General features: G+C 57.0%; 15 protein-coding genes. 13 read left to right on the top strand and 2 right to left on the bottom strand.

The window, feature by feature from the left end:
• The first annotated feature begins 130 nt into the window (after positions 1 to 130).
• Positions 131 to 475, top strand: a complete 345-nt coding sequence (locus QP971_RS03275) for a HesB/IscA family protein (RefSeq protein WP_005324455.1) — start codon at positions 131 to 133, stop codon at positions 473 to 475.
• A gap of 65 nt (positions 476 to 540) precedes the next feature.
• On the opposite strand, the gene asnB is transcribed toward QP971_RS03275, so the two are convergent.
• Complete coding sequence (asnB, locus tag QP971_RS03270; RefSeq protein WP_049377674.1) at positions 541 to 2,463, bottom strand: asparagine synthase (glutamine-hydrolyzing); 1,923 nt, start codon at positions 2,461 to 2,463, stop codon at positions 541 to 543.
• A gap of 390 nt (positions 2,464 to 2,853) precedes the next feature.
• Between asnB and ctaC the strand changes: the two genes are divergently transcribed.
• The 12 genes from ctaC to QP971_RS03210 all read left to right on the top strand — a co-directional run bounded on the left by ctaC (position 2,854) and on the right by QP971_RS03210 (position 16,062).
• Complete coding sequence (gene ctaC, locus QP971_RS03265) at positions 2,854 to 3,927, top strand: aa3-type cytochrome oxidase subunit II (protein ID WP_005324460.1); 1,074 nt, start codon at positions 2,854 to 2,856, stop codon at positions 3,925 to 3,927.
• A 19-nt stretch (positions 3,928 to 3,946) separates the two neighbouring features.
• A complete protein-coding gene (gene ctaF, locus QP971_RS03260) occupies positions 3,947 to 4,378 on the top strand; it encodes an aa3-type cytochrome oxidase subunit IV (RefSeq protein ID WP_049377673.1) in 432 nt (143 codons plus the stop codon).
• 546 nt (positions 4,379 to 4,924) lie between these two features.
• Positions 4,925 to 5,536 carry an aa3-type cytochrome oxidase subunit III gene (gene ctaE / locus QP971_RS03255; RefSeq protein WP_431831072.1) on the top strand — a complete coding sequence of 204 codons (612 nt, stop codon included), beginning with the start codon at positions 4,925 to 4,927 and terminating at the stop codon, positions 5,534 to 5,536.
• Positions 5,537 to 5,589: 53 nt separating this feature from the next.
• A complete protein-coding gene (gene qcrC / locus QP971_RS03250) occupies positions 5,590 to 6,477 on the top strand; it encodes a cytochrome bc1 complex diheme cytochrome c subunit (protein ID WP_005324465.1) in 888 nt (295 codons plus the stop codon).
• Positions 6,474 to 7,694 (top strand): cytochrome bc1 complex Rieske iron-sulfur subunit, encoded by a 1,221-nt coding sequence (qcrA, locus tag QP971_RS03245; protein ID WP_198491715.1) that lies wholly within the window; start codon positions 6,474 to 6,476, stop codon positions 7,692 to 7,694. The genes qcrC and qcrA overlap by 4 nt, the downstream gene beginning before the upstream one ends.
• Positions 7,694 to 9,316: a cytochrome bc1 complex cytochrome b subunit gene (gene qcrB, locus QP971_RS03240; protein ID WP_284791537.1), complete on the top strand. Its 1,623-nt coding sequence runs from the start codon at positions 7,694 to 7,696 to the stop codon at positions 9,314 to 9,316. Before qcrA ends, qcrB begins: the two co-directional genes overlap by 1 nt.
• A 962-nt stretch (positions 9,317 to 10,278) precedes the next feature.
• Positions 10,279 to 10,908, top strand: coding sequence for a C40 family peptidase (locus QP971_RS03235; protein WP_198491713.1), 630 nt, complete (start codon positions 10,279 to 10,281; stop codon positions 10,906 to 10,908).
• 114 nt (positions 10,909 to 11,022) lie between these two features.
• Complete coding sequence (locus QP971_RS03230; RefSeq protein WP_239273564.1) at positions 11,023 to 12,066, top strand: C40 family peptidase; 1,044 nt, start codon at positions 11,023 to 11,025, stop codon at positions 12,064 to 12,066.
• Complete coding sequence (locus QP971_RS03225; RefSeq protein WP_284810856.1) at positions 12,067 to 13,170, top strand: glycosyltransferase family 4 protein; 1,104 nt, start codon at positions 12,067 to 12,069, stop codon at positions 13,168 to 13,170.
• 38 nt (positions 13,171 to 13,208) lie between these two features.
• A complete protein-coding gene (locus QP971_RS03220; protein WP_284786817.1) occupies positions 13,209 to 14,141 on the top strand; it encodes an ROK family protein in 933 nt (310 codons plus the stop codon).
• A 23-nt stretch (positions 14,142 to 14,164) separates the two neighbouring features.
• Entirely contained in the window at positions 14,165 to 14,905 is a 741-nt protein-coding gene (locus tag QP971_RS03215; protein WP_284791539.1) for a lysophospholipid acyltransferase family protein, read from the top strand.
• A gap of 65 nt (positions 14,906 to 14,970) precedes the next feature.
• Positions 14,971 to 16,062 (top strand): acyltransferase family protein, encoded by a 1,092-nt coding sequence (locus QP971_RS03210; RefSeq protein WP_239273568.1) that lies wholly within the window; start codon positions 14,971 to 14,973, stop codon positions 16,060 to 16,062.
• Here the strand turns inward: QP971_RS03210 and QP971_RS03205 are convergent.
• Complete coding sequence (locus QP971_RS03205) at positions 15,968 to 17,149, bottom strand: glycosyltransferase 87 family protein (RefSeq protein WP_269953160.1); 1,182 nt, start codon at positions 17,147 to 17,149, stop codon at positions 15,968 to 15,970. The genes QP971_RS03210 and QP971_RS03205 overlap by 95 nt on opposite strands.
• Positions 17,150 to 17,153: the final 4 nt, after the last annotated feature.

Raw genomic sequence — 17,153 nt, 5'->3', positions numbered from 1 at the left:
TACAAGGTTTAGGTGTGAATAGGGGAATAGGCCCGGCCCAGATGGTGTTGTAGATATGGGCTACCTTTTCCCACCTGAACTAACCGGGTAGGGTAGTGGCAACGAATCCAATACTTATTGAGGAGAAGTGATGACCGCTCCAGCTTCCGCAACCGGCGTCATTCTGACTGAAGCAGCAGCCGCAAAGGCAAAGGCGCTGCTTGATCAGGAAGGCCGCGACGATCTCTCCCTGCGCATTGCCGTCCAGCCTGGTGGCTGCGCTGGCCTGCGCTACCAGCTCTACTTTGATGACCGCACCTTGGATGGTGACAAGGTTGACCAGGTAGGCGGCGTAAACCTCGTTGTGGACAAGATGTCCGTTCCCTACCTGACCGGTGCCAAGATTGACTTCGCTGACACCATCGAGTCCCAGGGTTTCACCATTGATAACCCGAATGCCACCGGCTCTTGCGCTTGTGGCGATTCCTTCAACTAAATAGAAGGACAGAAAAGAGGGTGGGTGCCACTGGCACCCACCCTCTTTATGTGTGTGGAAGGCTCTTAGAGCTTGACTGGGTAGTCGCGCTGCTCGATCTGCGGATCGATGCGCCTTTCCACAAAGATGCCGTGCCAGATCATAAAGGACAGCACGGTCCACAAGCGGCGGGAGTGATCGGAAACGCCATCTCGGTGCTCCTTGAGCATCTCGAGAACTTCCTTCTTATTGAAGATGTCCTCGGTCTGGGACTCATTGATGGTGTCCTGGGCCCAGCCATAAAGCTCATCGCCGGCCAGCCAGTGGCGCATCGGTACTGGGAAACCCAGCTTCTTGCGGTGCAGAACATGCGCCGGGACGATCTGCTCCATGGCCTTGCGCAGGGCGTATTTGGTGGTGCCGTGCGAGATCTTCAGGTCATAAGGGATGGACTCGGCAACCTTGAAGACTTCCTTGTCCAAGAATGGCACGCGCAGCTCCAGCGAGTTGGCCATATTGATCTTATCGGCCTTGACCAGAATGTCACCGCGCATCCAAGTGAATAGATCCAGGTGCTGCATGCGGGCAACCGGATCAAAATCCTCGGACTGGGCGTAGATGGGAGCGGTAACCTCGCGGTGGTCCCATTCGCGCTTTGCCCACGGGATAACGCGCTGCATCTGCTCAAAGTTAAAGGAACGAGCGTTGCCGTAGTAGCGCTCTTCCATCGTCATCGAGCCGCGATTAAGCAGCGACTTGCCCTTCATGCCCTCGGGCAGAACCTGGGAGAGCTTGCCCAGACCGCGGCGCAGTGGGGACGGGATCTTTTCAAACGGGGCAAGGGACAGTGGTTCCTTGTAGATGGTGTAGCCGCCAAAGAGCTCGTCTGCGCCCTCGCCGGAAAGAACTACCTTGACGTGTTTGCGGGCCTCCTGCGCCACAAAGTACAGCGGGACCAGCGAGGGATCAGCCACCGGATTGTCCAGGTACCACATGATCTTCGGGATGGACTCGGCGTATTCTTCAGGGGAAACAATCTTGACGATGTGCTCTACACCAATAGCTTCCGCGGACTCTGCCGCGACATCGACCTCAGAATAGCCCTCGCGCTCGAAGCCGGTGGTAAAGGTCAGTAGATCTGGGTTGTGGCGCTTGGCCAGGGTGGCAATAGCGGTGGAGTCAATGCCGCCAGATAGGAAGGAACCCACGGTGACGTCGGCACGCATGTGCTTAGCGACGGAATCTTCCAGCGCCTCTGCAATGCGGTTAAATAGCTGCTGCTCTTCGCCTTGCTTTACCTGTTGCACAGGGAAACGGGGCTTGAAGTAGCGCTCGGAGACGACATCTTCGCCCGGGCGAAGAGTGACAGTGCAGCCGGATTCAACGCGGCGAATATTCGCGTGGAGGGATTCTGGCTCCGGCACGTACTGCAGGTCGACGTAGTGCTCAATGGCGCGTCGGTCAAGGTTGAGCTCTAGACCAATCTCGTCTGCCATTTCAAGGATGCACTTCATTTCGGAAGCGAAGACGGTTCCTGCTGGGGTGGTGGCGTAATACAGTGGCTTGATGCCAAATTGGTCACGAGCAGCAAACATCGTCTTGGTGTGGGTATCCCAGATGACGATGCCAAACATGCCGCGCAGGTGGTTGACTACGTCCTTGCCCCAGTGGTGGTAGCCCACCACGATGGGCTCGCCATCACCCTCGGTGTGGAAGGTGTAGCCGAGGCCTTTGAGCTCCTCGCGTAGCTCTACGTAGTTGTAGATTTCGCCGTTAAACGTCATGGCGTAGCGGTCGGGTTGGTCCTCCGGACCCCAGCGGAGAGGCTGGTGGGAATGCTCCAGGTCGATAATGGACAGACGATTGAAGCCGAACGCGGCATCGCCGTCATGCCACGTGCCGGCCGCATCTGGGCCGCGGTGGCGCATGCAGGGCAGGGAACGTTCCAGCGCGTCAACGTACTTATCTACGTTGCCTGTGGCGGCGAGCATGCCAAGAAGTCCGCACATGTAAAGATTGCTCCTTATATATAAGCGTCTATTGCTAGTCACCCACTTTACGGCTAGAGAGCGTGAAACCAGAACACGCCACGGCTTAAGGAAACCTGCCGACTGCCTTGGAATTAGCTTCCCCGATAGGGGTGCGAACTTTCGGATGATGGTTTCACGGTGTTCCTGTGAATTGTCACACACGGAGTCTATGTCTACTGGGGGTGCGGTTGGAACATTGTGCAGGTGGGGCGGTAACCTACCGGAAAGGGAATATGAAATGAGCGCACTAGGTGCCCTTTTGTGCCTTTAAACAGGCTGGGAATCTGGCAATTATCCTCTATTCTGATTGGGTAAGAGTGCTCTGTGAGTATTCGAGAAGTTTTGTGTGGACAGAAAGGCAGAACACACGTGGGACAGCGTAATAAGCGCACCTTTGCCCGTAAGGCGGGCGTAGCTGGCGCACTTGCCCTGGGTGGACTCGCTCTGGCAGGTTGTGACGTTCAGGCGCCAACTGCTGTAGAGAACCTCCTGGGATTCGGTTGGCCGAAGGGCATTACCCCTGAGGCAGAGGCCATGTACAACTTCTGGATTTGGGTCTGGGTTGCCGCATGGATCGTTGGTTTTATTATGTGGGGCCTGTTCCTCACTGCAATCTTCCGCTGGAGCGCGAAGAAGGCAAAGAAGGATGGCAAGGGCGAGTTCCCGCGCCAGATTCAGTACAACGTTCCGCTGGAGATGGTTCTGACCATCGTCCCGATCCTTATCATCATGGGCCTGTTCTTCTTCACTGTTCAGACTCAGCAGAAGGTTACCGCCTTGGATAAGGATCCGAAGGTTGTCGTCGACGTCACCGCGTTCCAGTGGAACTGGAAGTTCGGTTATGCCGAGAACCATGTCAATGGTGAGAACTACGACGGTGCCGATAAGGAGCGTCAGGCTGAGGCAGAGAAGACCGCTCACGACCCTGAAGGTGTGGACAACCCGAACCCAATCCACGGCAAGTCCATGGGCGATCTTTCCTACCTGAACTACAATAAGATTGAGACCGTCGGTACCACCGAAGAGGTTCCGGTTCTGGTTCTTCCTTCCGATACCGCGATTGAATTCCGTCTCGCTTCGGGCGACGTGTCCCACGCATTCTGGGTACCGGAGTTCTTGTTCAAGCGTGACGTCTACGCACACCCTGAGGCAAACGCTCAGGAGCGTAGCTTCCAGGTAGAAAAGATTGAGAAGCAGGGCGCATTCGTTGGCCGTTGTGCTGAGATGTGCGGTACCTACCACTCGATGATGAACTTTGAAATCCGCGTTGTCTCTCCGGAGGACTTCAACACCTACCTGAAGTTCCGCGAGGACAACCCAGAAGCCACCAACGCGGAAGCTCTGGAAGAAATCGGCCAGGACCCATATGCGGTAACCACCCACCCGTTCTCCGGTGAGCGTGATACCGCTAAGGGCGACAACTACGTGAACACCGCGGCATAAGAGATAAGGACACAACACAATGCGTGCAACATCGAAAGTCTTTTACTCAATCGCGACGTACCTTCTTGTCTCGCTGATTGTCTACATCTTCGGCGTCACCTTCGTTAAGGATGACGGCTACCTCTACGGTGCCGAGTGGGTCGGCATCGTGGGAATGTTCCTCGCCTTCCTGCTGTGCATGATGCTAGGTGCCTACCTCCACTTCACTGATGACCGCAGTGACGTCCTGCCAGAAGATTGGGAAGAAGCGGAAACCGAAGATGCTGCCGGTATCTTGGGCTTCTTCTCCCCAAGCTCCATCTGGCCGCTGGCCATGGCCGGTGCAATCGGCATCCTTGGCTTGGGTGTCATCTTCCTTTACTTCTGGCTGATTGCCCTCGGCGCTGTTTGCCTCATCGCGGCCTGCACCGGCCTGTCCCTGCAGTACGGCCTGCCGAAGGAAAAGCACTAATTCCTCGATATAAAGGAATCCCTGCCTAAAACTTCTCCGCCCTCCTAGTCATCATGGCTAGGAGGGCTTTGGCGATCCAGCGTCGTTCGCGCCGTCAGAAAGTTCCCGAAAGTTCCAAAAAGATTTACCGGTGGGGGAGGGGTAACTGACTATTCCGCATGTACGCGATAGCGTTTCTTCTGCATTCTGCCACGTAGGAGTAGATTTTTGCGGGGGTCGTTCGAAAGTTGTAAAGCTGGGCGTTTAGGGGGCTCGCGGAATGTGATTTATCTCTCCAGACAATGGGGTCTGGCACTCCGATAGGAATATCGATAAGTGGGGGCGTCGGGTGTCTGAGATACTTCGGAATTTCAGGGCGGGGCCCGACGTGTGGTGTCACCTGCGTCAATGGGGCGTCGTAAAGCAGGGCGAAAAGTTCCCGATTGGAAAAATAAATTTTTTCACGTATTCGCGCTGAACGTTTACTGGATAAAGCATCAAAAACGAATAGAGATAACGGGGGGAATCGAGGTGACTTCAGCGCCCGGAACAGCCATAATAGCCACTGTGACGAGCGTAGTTTCTAACCAAGGTATGACAGCACCACGTGCTGCCTCACTGAACCGACCCAATATGGTCAGTGTGGGCACCATCGTGTTCCTGTCTCAGGAATTGATGTTCTTTGCCGGACTGTTCGCGATGTGGTTTACCTCGCGAGCAAACGGTCAGGAAGGCGATTGGGCGGAGCACACCGCTCATATCAACCTGCCCATGGGTTTCCTCATTACGGCAGTGCTGATTTCTTCTTCTGTGACCTCGCAGTTCGGTGTGTTTGCCGCAGAAAGGGGTGACGTTTACAAGCTTCGACTCTGGTACACCGTGACGCTAGTACTGGGCGTTGTGTTCCTGGGCATCATGGCGTTCGAGTGGACCGAGTTGATTCACGCAGGTGTGACTATCCAGGCCAGCGTCTTTGGCTCGGTGTTCTACATCATCACCGGCTTCCACGCTGCGCACGTGACCGCGGGTTTGATTTCTTTTGCAATCATTCTCGCGCGCGTTGCTAAGTCCAAGTTCACGCCGGCACAGGCGACCGCAGCAATGGCAGTGTCCTACTACTGGCACTTCGTTGACGTCGTGTGGATCGGCGTTTTCACCGTTATTTACTTGGTCCAGTAGCACTGGCCAAGATTCCCAAACAGTCCTCCCGTGTTCGAGTTATCTAAAGGAAAATGATGGATAACAATTCGCAGTCCGTGGCAGTGGAGCAGACCACTGCGGCGGCTAAGAAGACCCGCCGTCGCCGCAAGGCGAAGCGCACCCTTGCCGGTGGCTTCGCTTTGGCGATTGGCCTGTCCGGTGCGGGCGTCTTGGCTTCTGCCTTGACCCCGGACGCACAGGTCGCCACGGCGGAAAAAGATGACCAAGCCCTCGTCCAAGAGGGTAAGGACATCTATGACACCGCTTGTATCACCTGCCACGGTGCCAATCTGCAGGGCATCGAAGGTCGTGGTCCGTCCCTCGTTGGTATCGGTGCTGGTTCCGTGTACTTCCAGGTGCACTCCGGCCGTATGCCGATGATGTCTAACGACGCACAGGCAGAGCGCAAGGCTCCCCGCTACACCGAGCAGCAGACTCTGGCCTTGGCTGCATATGTTGCAGCTAACGGTGGCGGCGCTGACATTGTCTACAACGACGACGGAAGCGTTGCCCAGGAATCGCTGCGTGGTGCTAACTACAATGGCGAAATCCAGGCAGAAGACGTAGCGAAGGGCTCCGAGCTCTTCCGCATGAACTGCGCCTCCTGCCACAACTTCACCGGCCAAGGCGGCGCGCTGTCCTCCGGTAAGTTCGCTCCGGAGCTTGCTCCGGCGAGCGAGCAGGAAATCTACCAGGCAATGCTGACCGGCCCGCAGAACATGCCTAAGTTCTCTGACCGCCAGCTGACCGCAGATGAGAAGAAGGACATCATTGCCTACCTCAAGTCTGCAAAGGAAACCCCGTCTCCTGCCGGTTGGGACCTTGGTGGTCTCGGCCCAGTAGCGGAAGGCCTGGCAATGTGGATTATCGGCATTAGCGCCCTGTGCGCTGCCGCTATGTGGATTGGATCGCGCTCATGAGCAATGTGAAGAAGAATTACACTAATGCTGAGCTCGACAAGATGAGCAACGATGAACTCGCTGCTCTTGGTACCGAGCTCGACGACGTCACCGTTGCGTTCCGAAAGGAGCGATTCCCAGTCGAAGGTGACCCGGCTGAAAAGCGCGCTGGACGTAACGTTGCTATCTGGTTGTTCCTGTCCGTCATCGGCGGCCTCGGGTTCCTCGGCGTTTATCTGTTCTGGCCGTGGCAGTACAAGCAGCTAGGGGAGGAGGGCCACATTTGGCACACTCTCTACACCCCTCTGCTGGGCATTACTGCAGCCCTCGCAATTTGCGGCTTGGGCATCGCCATCGTTCAGTACGTTAAGAAGATTCTCCCAGAGGAGATTTCCGTTCAGCGTCGCCACGACGGTCCTTCCGAAGAGGTTGACCGCCGTACCCTGACCGCCCTTCTGAACGATTCTTGGAAGACCTCGACCCTGGGTCGCCGCAAGACCGTTCAGGGTCTGTTGGGCGGCGCCGGCGTTCTGTTCGGTCTTACCGTGATTGCTCCGCTCGGCGGGGCAATTAAGAACCCTTGGAAGGTTCGCCACAATATGAACTACGCCGGCGACGGCACCCTGTGGACTTCCGGTTGGACCCTGCACAATGAAGGCGTCAAGCTCTACTTGGCCCGCGACACCGGTACTATCGCCGAGAAGCACTCCGGTGAAACCGGTGAGCACTACAGCACCAAGGGCGTAACCCGCTTGGTTCGTGTGCGCCCGGAGGATCTGGCGGCAGGCGGTATGGAAACCGTCTTCCCGCTGGCAGAAGAAGACGTCAACGATGGCGACAAGTACGATGCCGAGCGCGATGTCTACGAGCACCACATGCACTCGATTCACGGCAACCGCAATGCGGTCATGCTGATTCGCCTGCGTCACAACGACGCCCAGAAGGCAATCGAGCGCGAAGGTCAAGAAGACTTCCACCACGGCGACTACTACGCCTACTCCAAGATCTGTACCCACATCGGTTGCCCGACCTCTCTGTACGAGGCTCAGACCAACCGAATCCTGTGCCCGTGCCACCAGTCGCAGTTCGATGCTTTGCAGTACGGCAAGCCGGTCTTCGGTCCTGCTGCTCGTGCACTGCCACAGCTGCCTATCACGGTGGATGACGAGGGCTACCTCGTAGCACAGGGCAACTTCATTGAGCCTGTCGGCCCGGCATTCTGGGAGCGTAAGTCATAATGAGCAATAAACTCGCCCAAATGGGCAACAATATGGATGAGCGCTATAGCGCCGCCGGCGTGCTGAGGACTCAGCTGAACAAGGTCTTCCCGACCCACTGGTCCTTCATGCTTGGTGAGATGGCGCTATACAGCTTCATCATTCTTGTACTGACCGGTATCTACCTGGCGCTGTTCTTCGACCCGTCTATCACCAAGGTCATTTACGACGGCACCTACGCACCGCTTAATGGTGTAGAAATGTCCCGCGCATACGCCACCGCGCTGGATATCTCCTTTGAAGTTCGTGGTGGCTTGTTCGTGCGCCAAATGCACCACTGGGCAGCTCTGTTGTTCATGATGTCCATGGTTGCGCACATGCTGCGTATCTTCTTCACCGGCGCATTCCGTCGTCCGCGTGAAGCAAACTGGATTATCGGTTGCGCACTTATCCTGCTGGGCATGATCGAGGGCTTCCTTGGTTACTCCCTGCCGGATGACCTGCTTTCCGGTGTTGGTCTGCGAATCATGTCCGCCATTATCCTGGGCCTGCCGATTATCGGCACCTGGCTGCACTGGGCAATCTTTAGCGGTGACTTCCCGTCTGACCTGATGCTGGATCGTTTCTACATCCTGCACGTTCTGGTTATTCCGGGCATCATCCTTGGCCTGATTGCAGCCCACCTGATTATGGTTTGGTTCCAGAAGCACACCCAGTTCCCTGGACCGGGCCGTGCAGAGAATAACGTGGTTGGCGTCCGCATTATGCCGGTCTTCGCCACCAAGGCTATTGGTATGGGCATGATGGTGGCTGGCGTACTGGCGCTGATGTCTGGTCTGCTAACCATCAACGCCATCTGGACGCTTGGACCTTATAACCCATCCCAGGTTTCCGCTGGTTCCCAGCCAGATATCTACATGCTGTGGACTGATGGTGTTGCCCGTGTCATGCCGGCATGGGAGCTGTACATCGGCAACTACACCATTCCTTCCGCGTTCTGGGTAGCTCTGCTGTGTGGTCTCATGGTTGTCCTACTTATGGCGTACCCGTTCTTGGAGAAGAAGTTCACCGGTGACGATGCACACCACAACCTGCTGCAGCGTCCGCGCGATGTTCCTACCCGCTCCGCTATCGGCGCGGCTGCCATCGTGTTCTTCCTGCTGGTTACCCTGTCCGGTGGTAACGACCACGTGGCACACTTCTTCCAGATTTCGTTGAACGCTATGACCTGGGTTGGTCGTATCGGCCTCATCGTGCTACCTCCGATTGCGTACTTCATGACCTACCGCATTTGCGTTGGTCTGCAGCGCTCTGACCGCGAGGTACTGGAGCACGGTATTGAAACCGGCGTTATCAAGCAGATGCCGAATGGTGCCTTCATTGAGGTTCACCAGCCGCTCGGCCCAGTTGATGCCGAAGGCCACCCGGTTCCGCTCGAGTACGCAGGCGCTCAGGTACCGAAGCAGCTGAACCACCTCGGACTCGCCGATTCCGAGACCCAGGGCACCTTCAGCCCTGATGATTCGGCCCTCATGCACCGAGTACACGAAATCCACTCGGATAACCAAGACGAGGAAGCGGAAATGTTCCGCCGCCTCAATGAGGCTAACCGCCGTGAGGACGAGGAAAACGGCCGCATCTAACCGGCTTTTCCTGAGGATTACTCGAAACGCGCTCACAGACCCGCCCTGCTCCTGTTGAAGGAGCACGGGCGGGTCTTGCGTATATACGGATTCATTCCGAACCCAGTCCTTATTTTTCTGGCTGCTCCAAGAGCTGTTGAAAGAAATCCGTTGCGTGTCTGTCAGTCTTTATGAATCTTGAAGGATCTGAAGAACTGCTGCTGAAGCTTGTTGCGCAGTCGGTTTAGTGCGCGGTCTGGTGCGCGTGTTGTCGGTGGTTAGTGGTTTGCTCGTGCTTTACAGCACCAAGGGGCCTAGTGCGTGGGCTCAGGGAGGTGTGAATGCCCGAAAGGTTTTATTGCCTGGAAGCACGCTGCACTCGTCGATTGAGCGACTTAGGGGGGCGTCGGAAAGCGGTTTAGCTAGAACCACCATAAGGAAGGGTGCCGAAGCGGGGCGTGGTTGGGATGAAAGCTAGTTTCTAGGCGTGCGGTAAAAGGAGTGAATTGGTGGGGGAGAAGGGGCCGCTAAAATACTCTAGTGTTGAAAGTCACAATTTAGAATTCTCTTAATTGTTGAGGTTTTTCCTAGCGAGGGTGCACCTTTGTCGGGCGACAGTCGTCCGACTTTATTTGTGCAGCTTGTGGCCATAAGTGTTTTAATTCCGGTGAGCGATTTCTTCTATGTGGGGGTTAAATCTCGGCGAGGTCAACGGAAGGTAACGAAGCGATAACAAACGTTATTTTGGTGTCGCGAATGGACATTGCTTGTGATGATTTCGTAACCTATTCGAGACATTGAGTTACCGCCCGAAAGGTGCTCAATCTAAACAGAAGAATTACAGCGCCGCATCTGGCCCCTCCTACTGAGGGGCCGAGTGGAGGAAATCCTAAAGGAACGGATTCCCAACGAACGCTAGTCCCCCAGGGTCAGAGCTTCCTTTACAAGGGAGTAGGCGCGCAGGAAGATTTGGAGTTTTACTCATGGCACAGCACCGTCGTCAGGGCATGAAGAACACCCGTCGCATCGCATCTACTGCAGCACTGGCTGCAACCGCAGCCGTCGTCGCTCCGGGCGTTGCACAGGCAGCAGAGGTCGTCGTACCTAATACTGACTACCGCTTTGAGGTAGCAGGACTGGAAAACGTCCCGAACATTGACCAGGTTCCGAACATTGACCGCTACGTTCCGTCCCTGGGTCAGGTTTCTAACCAGCAGAACACCAATTACGCAGCCGCTGGGCACAAGCAGGCCGCTCCGGCACAACAGACCGTTGGTCAGAAGGCACTGGCAGCAGCACGCTCCGTCATCGGCTCCCCGTACGTATACGGTGCCGCTGGCCCAAACGCCTTTGACTGCTCCGGTCTGACCAGCTGGGCATACGCTCAGGCTGGCAAGCAGATCCCGCGCACCTCTCAGGCACAGGCTGCCGCCGGTACCCCGGTTTCTCTGGATCAGCTGCAGCCGGGTGACATCATTGCTTACTACGGTGGCGCTTCCCACGTTGGTATCTACACCGGCCACGGCACCATCATCGACGCCCTTAACTCCGGCGTCCCGGTTCAGGAGCGCGACCTGAACTACATGCCGATTCACTCCGCAGTTCGCTTCTAAGAAGCGGCGGATCTTGCCCTCCCCTTCGTGGGGAGGGCTTTGTCGTGCATTAGGGGGTAAAACCCGCTATAGTGAGTACGATTTTTAAAATTTTCTTAGTCTAAGGGTCCTTACGTGTCTAAACGAGTACTTCCTGCAGCTGCACTTGCAGCGGCTCTTGCTGTTACGTCGGTTTCTGGGATTTCGCAGGTTGTTGCGCAGGAGGCGGCTCCGCAACAGGAGGGCGCCACCGAAGATGTAGACGCCTTGGTAGAGCGCGTTGGCGAAGTCGCGCGCAAGGTTTCTGCCAAGAACGAAGAAGTAAAAGAGCTCGAGGTCAAGCTCGAGGAAAAGCAGGCTGAGGTTGCTGAATCTGAGCAGGCTGCCGCTGAGGCACAAACGCGTGCGGATGATGCGAAGGGCGATGTTTCCACCCAGCAGGACCGTGTCAATGGCATCGCCCAGTCGCGCTACCGCGGTGATTCCCGTTCGGCAGTGTCTGGTGCCTTGGCCGCGGAAGATCCTTCCGATGCAGTAGAGCGCATGGGTTACCTCGGCGCGCTGTCCCGCAAGGCCCAGCGCACTCTTGATGCGAAGGCTAATGCCGCCTCCATGGCGGAAGAGGAAAAGCATAAGGCTGCTGACGCCGCTGCGAAGGTGCGCGAGGAAAAGAAAGCGCTGGAAGCGCAACGCGAGGAGCTTCTCAAGGAAAAGGAGGAGCTGGAAAAGCAGCAAAGGGACATCGAAAAGCAGGTGGATGCTCTCGATGATCAGCAGCGCGAGGCCTGGGAAGGCCAATTCGGCGGATCCGCGAAACCAGATATGGATCTGGGTGAGGTAGCTGACGGTGCTGCCTCTGCTGCCTTGTCCAAGTTGGGTGCGCCGTATGGTTGGGGTGCGACCGGTCCCGATCAGTTTGACTGCTCCGGATTGATGTTCTGGGCGTATCAACAGATTGGTAAGTCCATTCCGCGTACGTCGCAGGCTCAGATTGCAGGTGGCACGTCGGTACCGTTGGAAGACCTACAGCCGGGCGATATCGTGGGATATTATCCTGGGGTAACGCACGTTGGTATGTACATCGGCAATGGGCAAGTGGTCCATGCTTCCACCTATGGTGTGCCTGTTCAGGTAGTACCGCTGAAGTCCATGCCGATTACCGGAACGGCGCGGTACTAAGTGGCCCGCGTTCTGCTGGTAACTAATGACTTTCCACCCAAGATTGGCGGGATTCAGTCTTACCTGCGCGATTTCGTAGCAACCTTAGATCCGCGTGATGTCGTGGTCTTTGCCTCTACCCAGGAATCGCCGGAAGAATTCGATGCCGCGGTGGACTACAAGGTTATCCGCTGGCCTCGCCGCGTGATGTTGCCGACGCCCGCCACGGTGCGTCGGATGCAGGAGATTATCCGCGCAGAAAATATTGACATCGTCTGGTTTGGTGCAGCCGCGCCCCTTGCTTTGATGGGTAGGGCCGCAAAAGAGGCGGGGGCCACTCGTGTTGTAGCTACGACGCACGGGCACGAAGTGGGGTGGTCGATGGTGCCCGTGGCTCGGCAGTGCCTGCGCCGAATTGGTGACCATGCTGACGTGATTACCTATATCTCCGACTACACCCTGCGTCGGTTGCGTCGACCATTTGGACCGAATCCGCGCTGGGAGCACCTGCCTTCCGGAGTGAGCGTGGAAGGCCTTTCTCCAGCCACGCCGGAGCAACGCGCAGCGGCAAAAGCTGAGTTTGGAGTCGACGGGCCGACCATCGTCTGCATTTCGCGGTTCGTTCCACGCAAGGGGCAGGATCAGCTTCTACGTGCTATGCCTCTAGTGCGTGAAGAATTTCCGGATGCGCAGCTCTTGCTCATCGGGCGCGGACGCTACCGCGCGGCTTTAGAACAGTTGGCGGAAATCTACTGTCCAGACGCAGTGATTCAGGAAGCGGAAAGCATTAAGACTGCATTGCATGCAGCGGATGTATTTGCCATGCCGGCACGCACCCGTGGCGGTGGGCTAGACGTGGAGGGCTTGGGAATCGTGTATTTGGAGGCCCAAGCGTGCGGCCTGCCGGTTGTCGCTGGAGACTCCGGTGGTGCACCGGAGACGGTAACGGGGGAGACGGGGGTCGTCGTCAAGGGCGGGGCTGTGCCGGAACTAGCTGGAGCGTTGAAAGCTCTCTTGGCCGACCCGCAGCGTAGGCTTCGCATGGGGCAGGCGGGGCGTCGCCATGTGGAAGAGAAGTGGACGTGGCGGATAATGGGGCAGCGATTGCGGCAGCTGATGTCTTGATGTGACCCTAACCCGGTTGTCGGTATATTCTGTTATGCATGCTTAAGAACAACTCCGCCGATCTGACTATCGGCTTCGACGTCGGTGGCACCAACGTGCGCGGCGGAGTGATCACTCGGGAGGGTGAGATTCTCGCGAGCCGCACGGTTCCTACTTGCATGGACGCCGAGCAGCTGGAAGCGGATATTGTGGGCATCGTCGATGAACTGCGCGCTGACTATGAGGTAGACGCCGTTGGCCTCGCCTTGGCGGGATTTTTGAATCCTACGTGTGAGGTAGTGCGCTTCGCCCCGCACCTTCCCTGGCGGCACGCCAATGTCCGGGAATCGCTCTCGCAGAAGCTCGGTATACACGTGCGTTTGGAGCATGATGCCAATTCCGCCGCGTGGGGTGAGTGGCGCTTTGGTGCTGGCCGGGGTGCGGAGGATTGGGTTTTCTTTGCGGTAGGAACAGGTATCGGCGCCACGCTGATGACGCATGACACCATCTACCGCGGTGCGTTTGGTACCGCTCCAGAATTTGGGCATATCGTGGTAGTCCCTAATGGCCGGCAGTGCTCCTGCGGCAAGCGCGGCTGCTTGGAACGCTATGCCTCTGGTACCGCGTTGCCGGATACTTGCGCTGATCTGCGAGGGAGCTATGAGACTTCGCTGCCGGCTGATCCCACAGGCAAGGAAATTACCCAGGCGGCGCGGCGCGGAGATCCACTTGCTGTCGCGGTGATGGAAGATTTCAGCCGGTGGCTGGGCCAGGGCCTTTCCATTGTTGCTGATGTGTTGGATCCGGAGCTCATCGTTCTCGGGGGTGGCGTATCCCAAGATGCGGACCTCTACCTCGAGGGTGCCGCCCAAGCTATGGGACAGGACATTGTCGGGGCAGGGCATCGCCCCCTCGCACGTGTTGCCACCGCAGAATTAGGGTCGGCAGCGGGTATGATTGGCGTAGCCGATTTGGCCCGCAGCGGCCGTTAAAACTAACAAAGGACGACCTGGCGATGAAAAACAAGTGGTACTGGGCTTTTAAGCACATCTTCTTCGGACCCGCCCTGCGAGTATGGAATCGCCCGTGGAGCGAGGGCATCGAGAAAATCCCCGCTAAAGGGCCTGCGATTTTGGTGTCGAATCACCAGGCGGTTATGGATTCCTTCTTCTTTCCTTTGGTGTGTCCGCGCCAGATCACGTTTCCGGCTAAGTCGGAATACTTCACCACTCCGGGTCTTGTTGGCAGCCTGCAAAAGTGGTTTTTTACCGCGGTAGGCCAAGTCCCCATCGAGCGCGATAGCGAGGACGCTGGCGACGCCATTGTGGAAACCGCAGAAGGTATTTTGTCCCGCGGCGATCTCTTCGGTATCTATCCGGAAGGAACTCGTTCCCCAGATGGCCGTGTGTACAAGGGCCGTACCGGCATGGGGCGTATCGCCATGGAGACTAACCAGCCAGTATTTCCCATCGCGATGATCAATTCGCGTAAGGCCAATCCCATTGGCTCGTGGATCCCGCGCCCGTTTAAGGTCGGCGTGCGGGTAGGTGATCCTATCTGGCCGCATGACTGGGCCAAGGAGCGCGGCATGAATCCGGCCGAGCACGCGACTATCCGCGCCTTCACGGATTTTGTGATGCGCAATTTGGCCGAGCTGAGCGATAAGCCTTATGTTGATGTGTACGCCTCCGATGTGAAGGCTTCGCTCAAAGCCGGCCATGGTTACCCCGCCGGCGCTGAATACAAGGGGAGGTAATCACTATTCCCAAGGCCCGTTTAGCTTGGCCAGATACCGCTAAAGGCGTATCCATTATCGGCGTCGTGCTCTTGCACGTCACGCTGGTGGTTCCGGAAGGTGAGCTAACGTGGTTGGCTGACCTAAACGTGTGGCTGGACCCGCTCCGCCTACCCTTGTTTTTCCTCGTATCCGGCTATTTCTCTACCAAGATTTTTCGCTATTCTTTCAGCGAGCTTTTTACGCGCCGCCTCTGGTTTTTCCTCGTCCCATACACGGTGTGGATGACCGTTGAACTGTGGACTAAGCGCATCGAGTACCACTGGGTATTTGGCGATCCTTATCTGCAGCTTTCTGATCTGCTTTATAACCTGCTGTTGGGCCATACCATGGCGTGGTTCATTCACGCGCTTATCTTTTTCAATATATTTTTGTGGGCCGTGCGCAGGTTGCCGGCGTGGGCGGGCATAAGTCTGAGCTTTGCGCCGTTGCTGTTTATAGCTTGGCAGGATCATTACTACTTTATTGGCAAGGCAATCATGTTTTTGCCCATCTTCGTCGGTGCGGCCTATCTGCGCGGGCCTATTACGCGGTTTGCCGACGCCGCCGAAGCACCCTTCAAAGGCACCTTCCGCAAGGGCTCTATGTGGGCTTATGGCACGGCGATCATCAGCTACATCGCGGGCCTATCCTTGCGGCAAACCTGGGATGCCGTCGAAGGCGAGGTAGCAGTGCAGTGGCCACTGCCAGGCGGGGACATGCTTGGCCGAGGCGATCTCAACCTGCTTATCCGTTTTGCAGAGCAGACGCTTGAAACCCCAGCGGGCATCGTTGGTGCTGTCCTTATTAGCCATATTCCGGCTCTGTCCACTTTTGTAAAGTTCGTGGGCCGGCATACCCTGCCCATTTACTTGGCCCACCCAATCGGCATGACGCTGGGGTACGGCTTCTTCATGGCCCACCGCGATTATGCGGTGAGCCTTGCTGGCCAGTGGCCGATGGAAAATACCTGGTTCTGGATCGGAATGTGCTTCTTCTACTCCGCTGCGGCATCGGTAGCGCTCTGGGCCCTAGGGAAGGTTCCTATCCTTGGCTGGACGCTGGTTCCGCCGCGGATTGATAAGCGCCGGCCCGTCGTAGAGCCAATGGTAGCGAGCAAAGAACCAGCAGAGCGGTAACGATGGCGTAGTCGTTGCCCACGATGTGCTGCCACCATGCCCAGTTCAGCTCTTGGTCATTGGCATGAGGGACGAGCCAGTGACCGCGGGCCAAAAGCGCCAGCCATGTCAGCGCAGCGAGTGCCCAGTGGCGCTGCGCCACTAGCAGCACGCCCGCCAATACCAGCCAGGTGAAGTGATGCGACCATGACACGGGCGAGCACAGGAGCGATACTGAAGCGGCCAGCAGCATGAGTACCGCCTGATTCTCGTGGGAGAGGCGCTCCATGGCAAACCACACGATGGCAACGACGAGGACAATGGCTACAAGCCACAGCTTTTCAGCGTGTTCAGGGGCTAGGCGGCTAAAGAAACCGCGCAGAGATTGGTTGGAGCTATAGGCAAGTCCACCGATGCGGTTGGAATCGCGCAGCGTTTCGCTCCAGTACTGGATGGAGCTATGTGGATTGCAGGCGAAGGCGATGAGCCCAGCTGCCAGAAAAGAACCGAGAGCGGCGAAAAATGCGCGCCATTCGCGGCGGACGAAAAATACGGCAAGGAATACCGCAGGGGTGAGCTTGATCGCCATAGCGATACCGGTAAGCACGCCTCTGCCGCGTCCGGGGCGCAGCCAGAGAATATCGACCACTACGAGTGCAGTGAGCAGGATGTTGACCTGCCCGAAGCTAAAGGTCTCCGTAATCGGTTCAGTAAGCATCGCCGCTAGAAGCGCCCAGCCTGCCCAGCCCGGGCAGCCAAAGGAGCGCAGCACCAGGGCAACGCAGACCCAGAGAGCAAGAAAGGAGGCGACAGATACGAGGATGCTCGCGGCGGTGAGGGGAATCCAGCTCAGTGGGGCAAAGAGCAACGCCGCAAAGGGCGGATAGGTGAAGGGAAGAGAGACATCGCGATTGCTGCCAACGAGGTAGTCCTTGGTGTAGAGGTCGCTGCCAAACCCGGCCCCACCCTCACGGTAAACATCGAGGTCAATGTGGTAGTAGGTGGAGAAATCGCCGGAGAAAAGCGACGGGATATCGATGAGCCACCAAAGGGCCACGAGGGCAGATAGGCACAAGGGCAAAGCAGTAAACCACAAAGATTTCTTCACGCCA

Source organism: Corynebacterium marquesiae, from assembly GCF_030229635.1.
GTDB classification, from domain to species: domain Bacteria; phylum Actinomycetota; class Actinomycetes; order Mycobacteriales; family Mycobacteriaceae; genus Corynebacterium; species Corynebacterium marquesiae.
The sequence above is the reverse complement of the archived record's forward strand: the minus strand, read 5'-3'. Positions and strand labels throughout refer to the sequence as shown.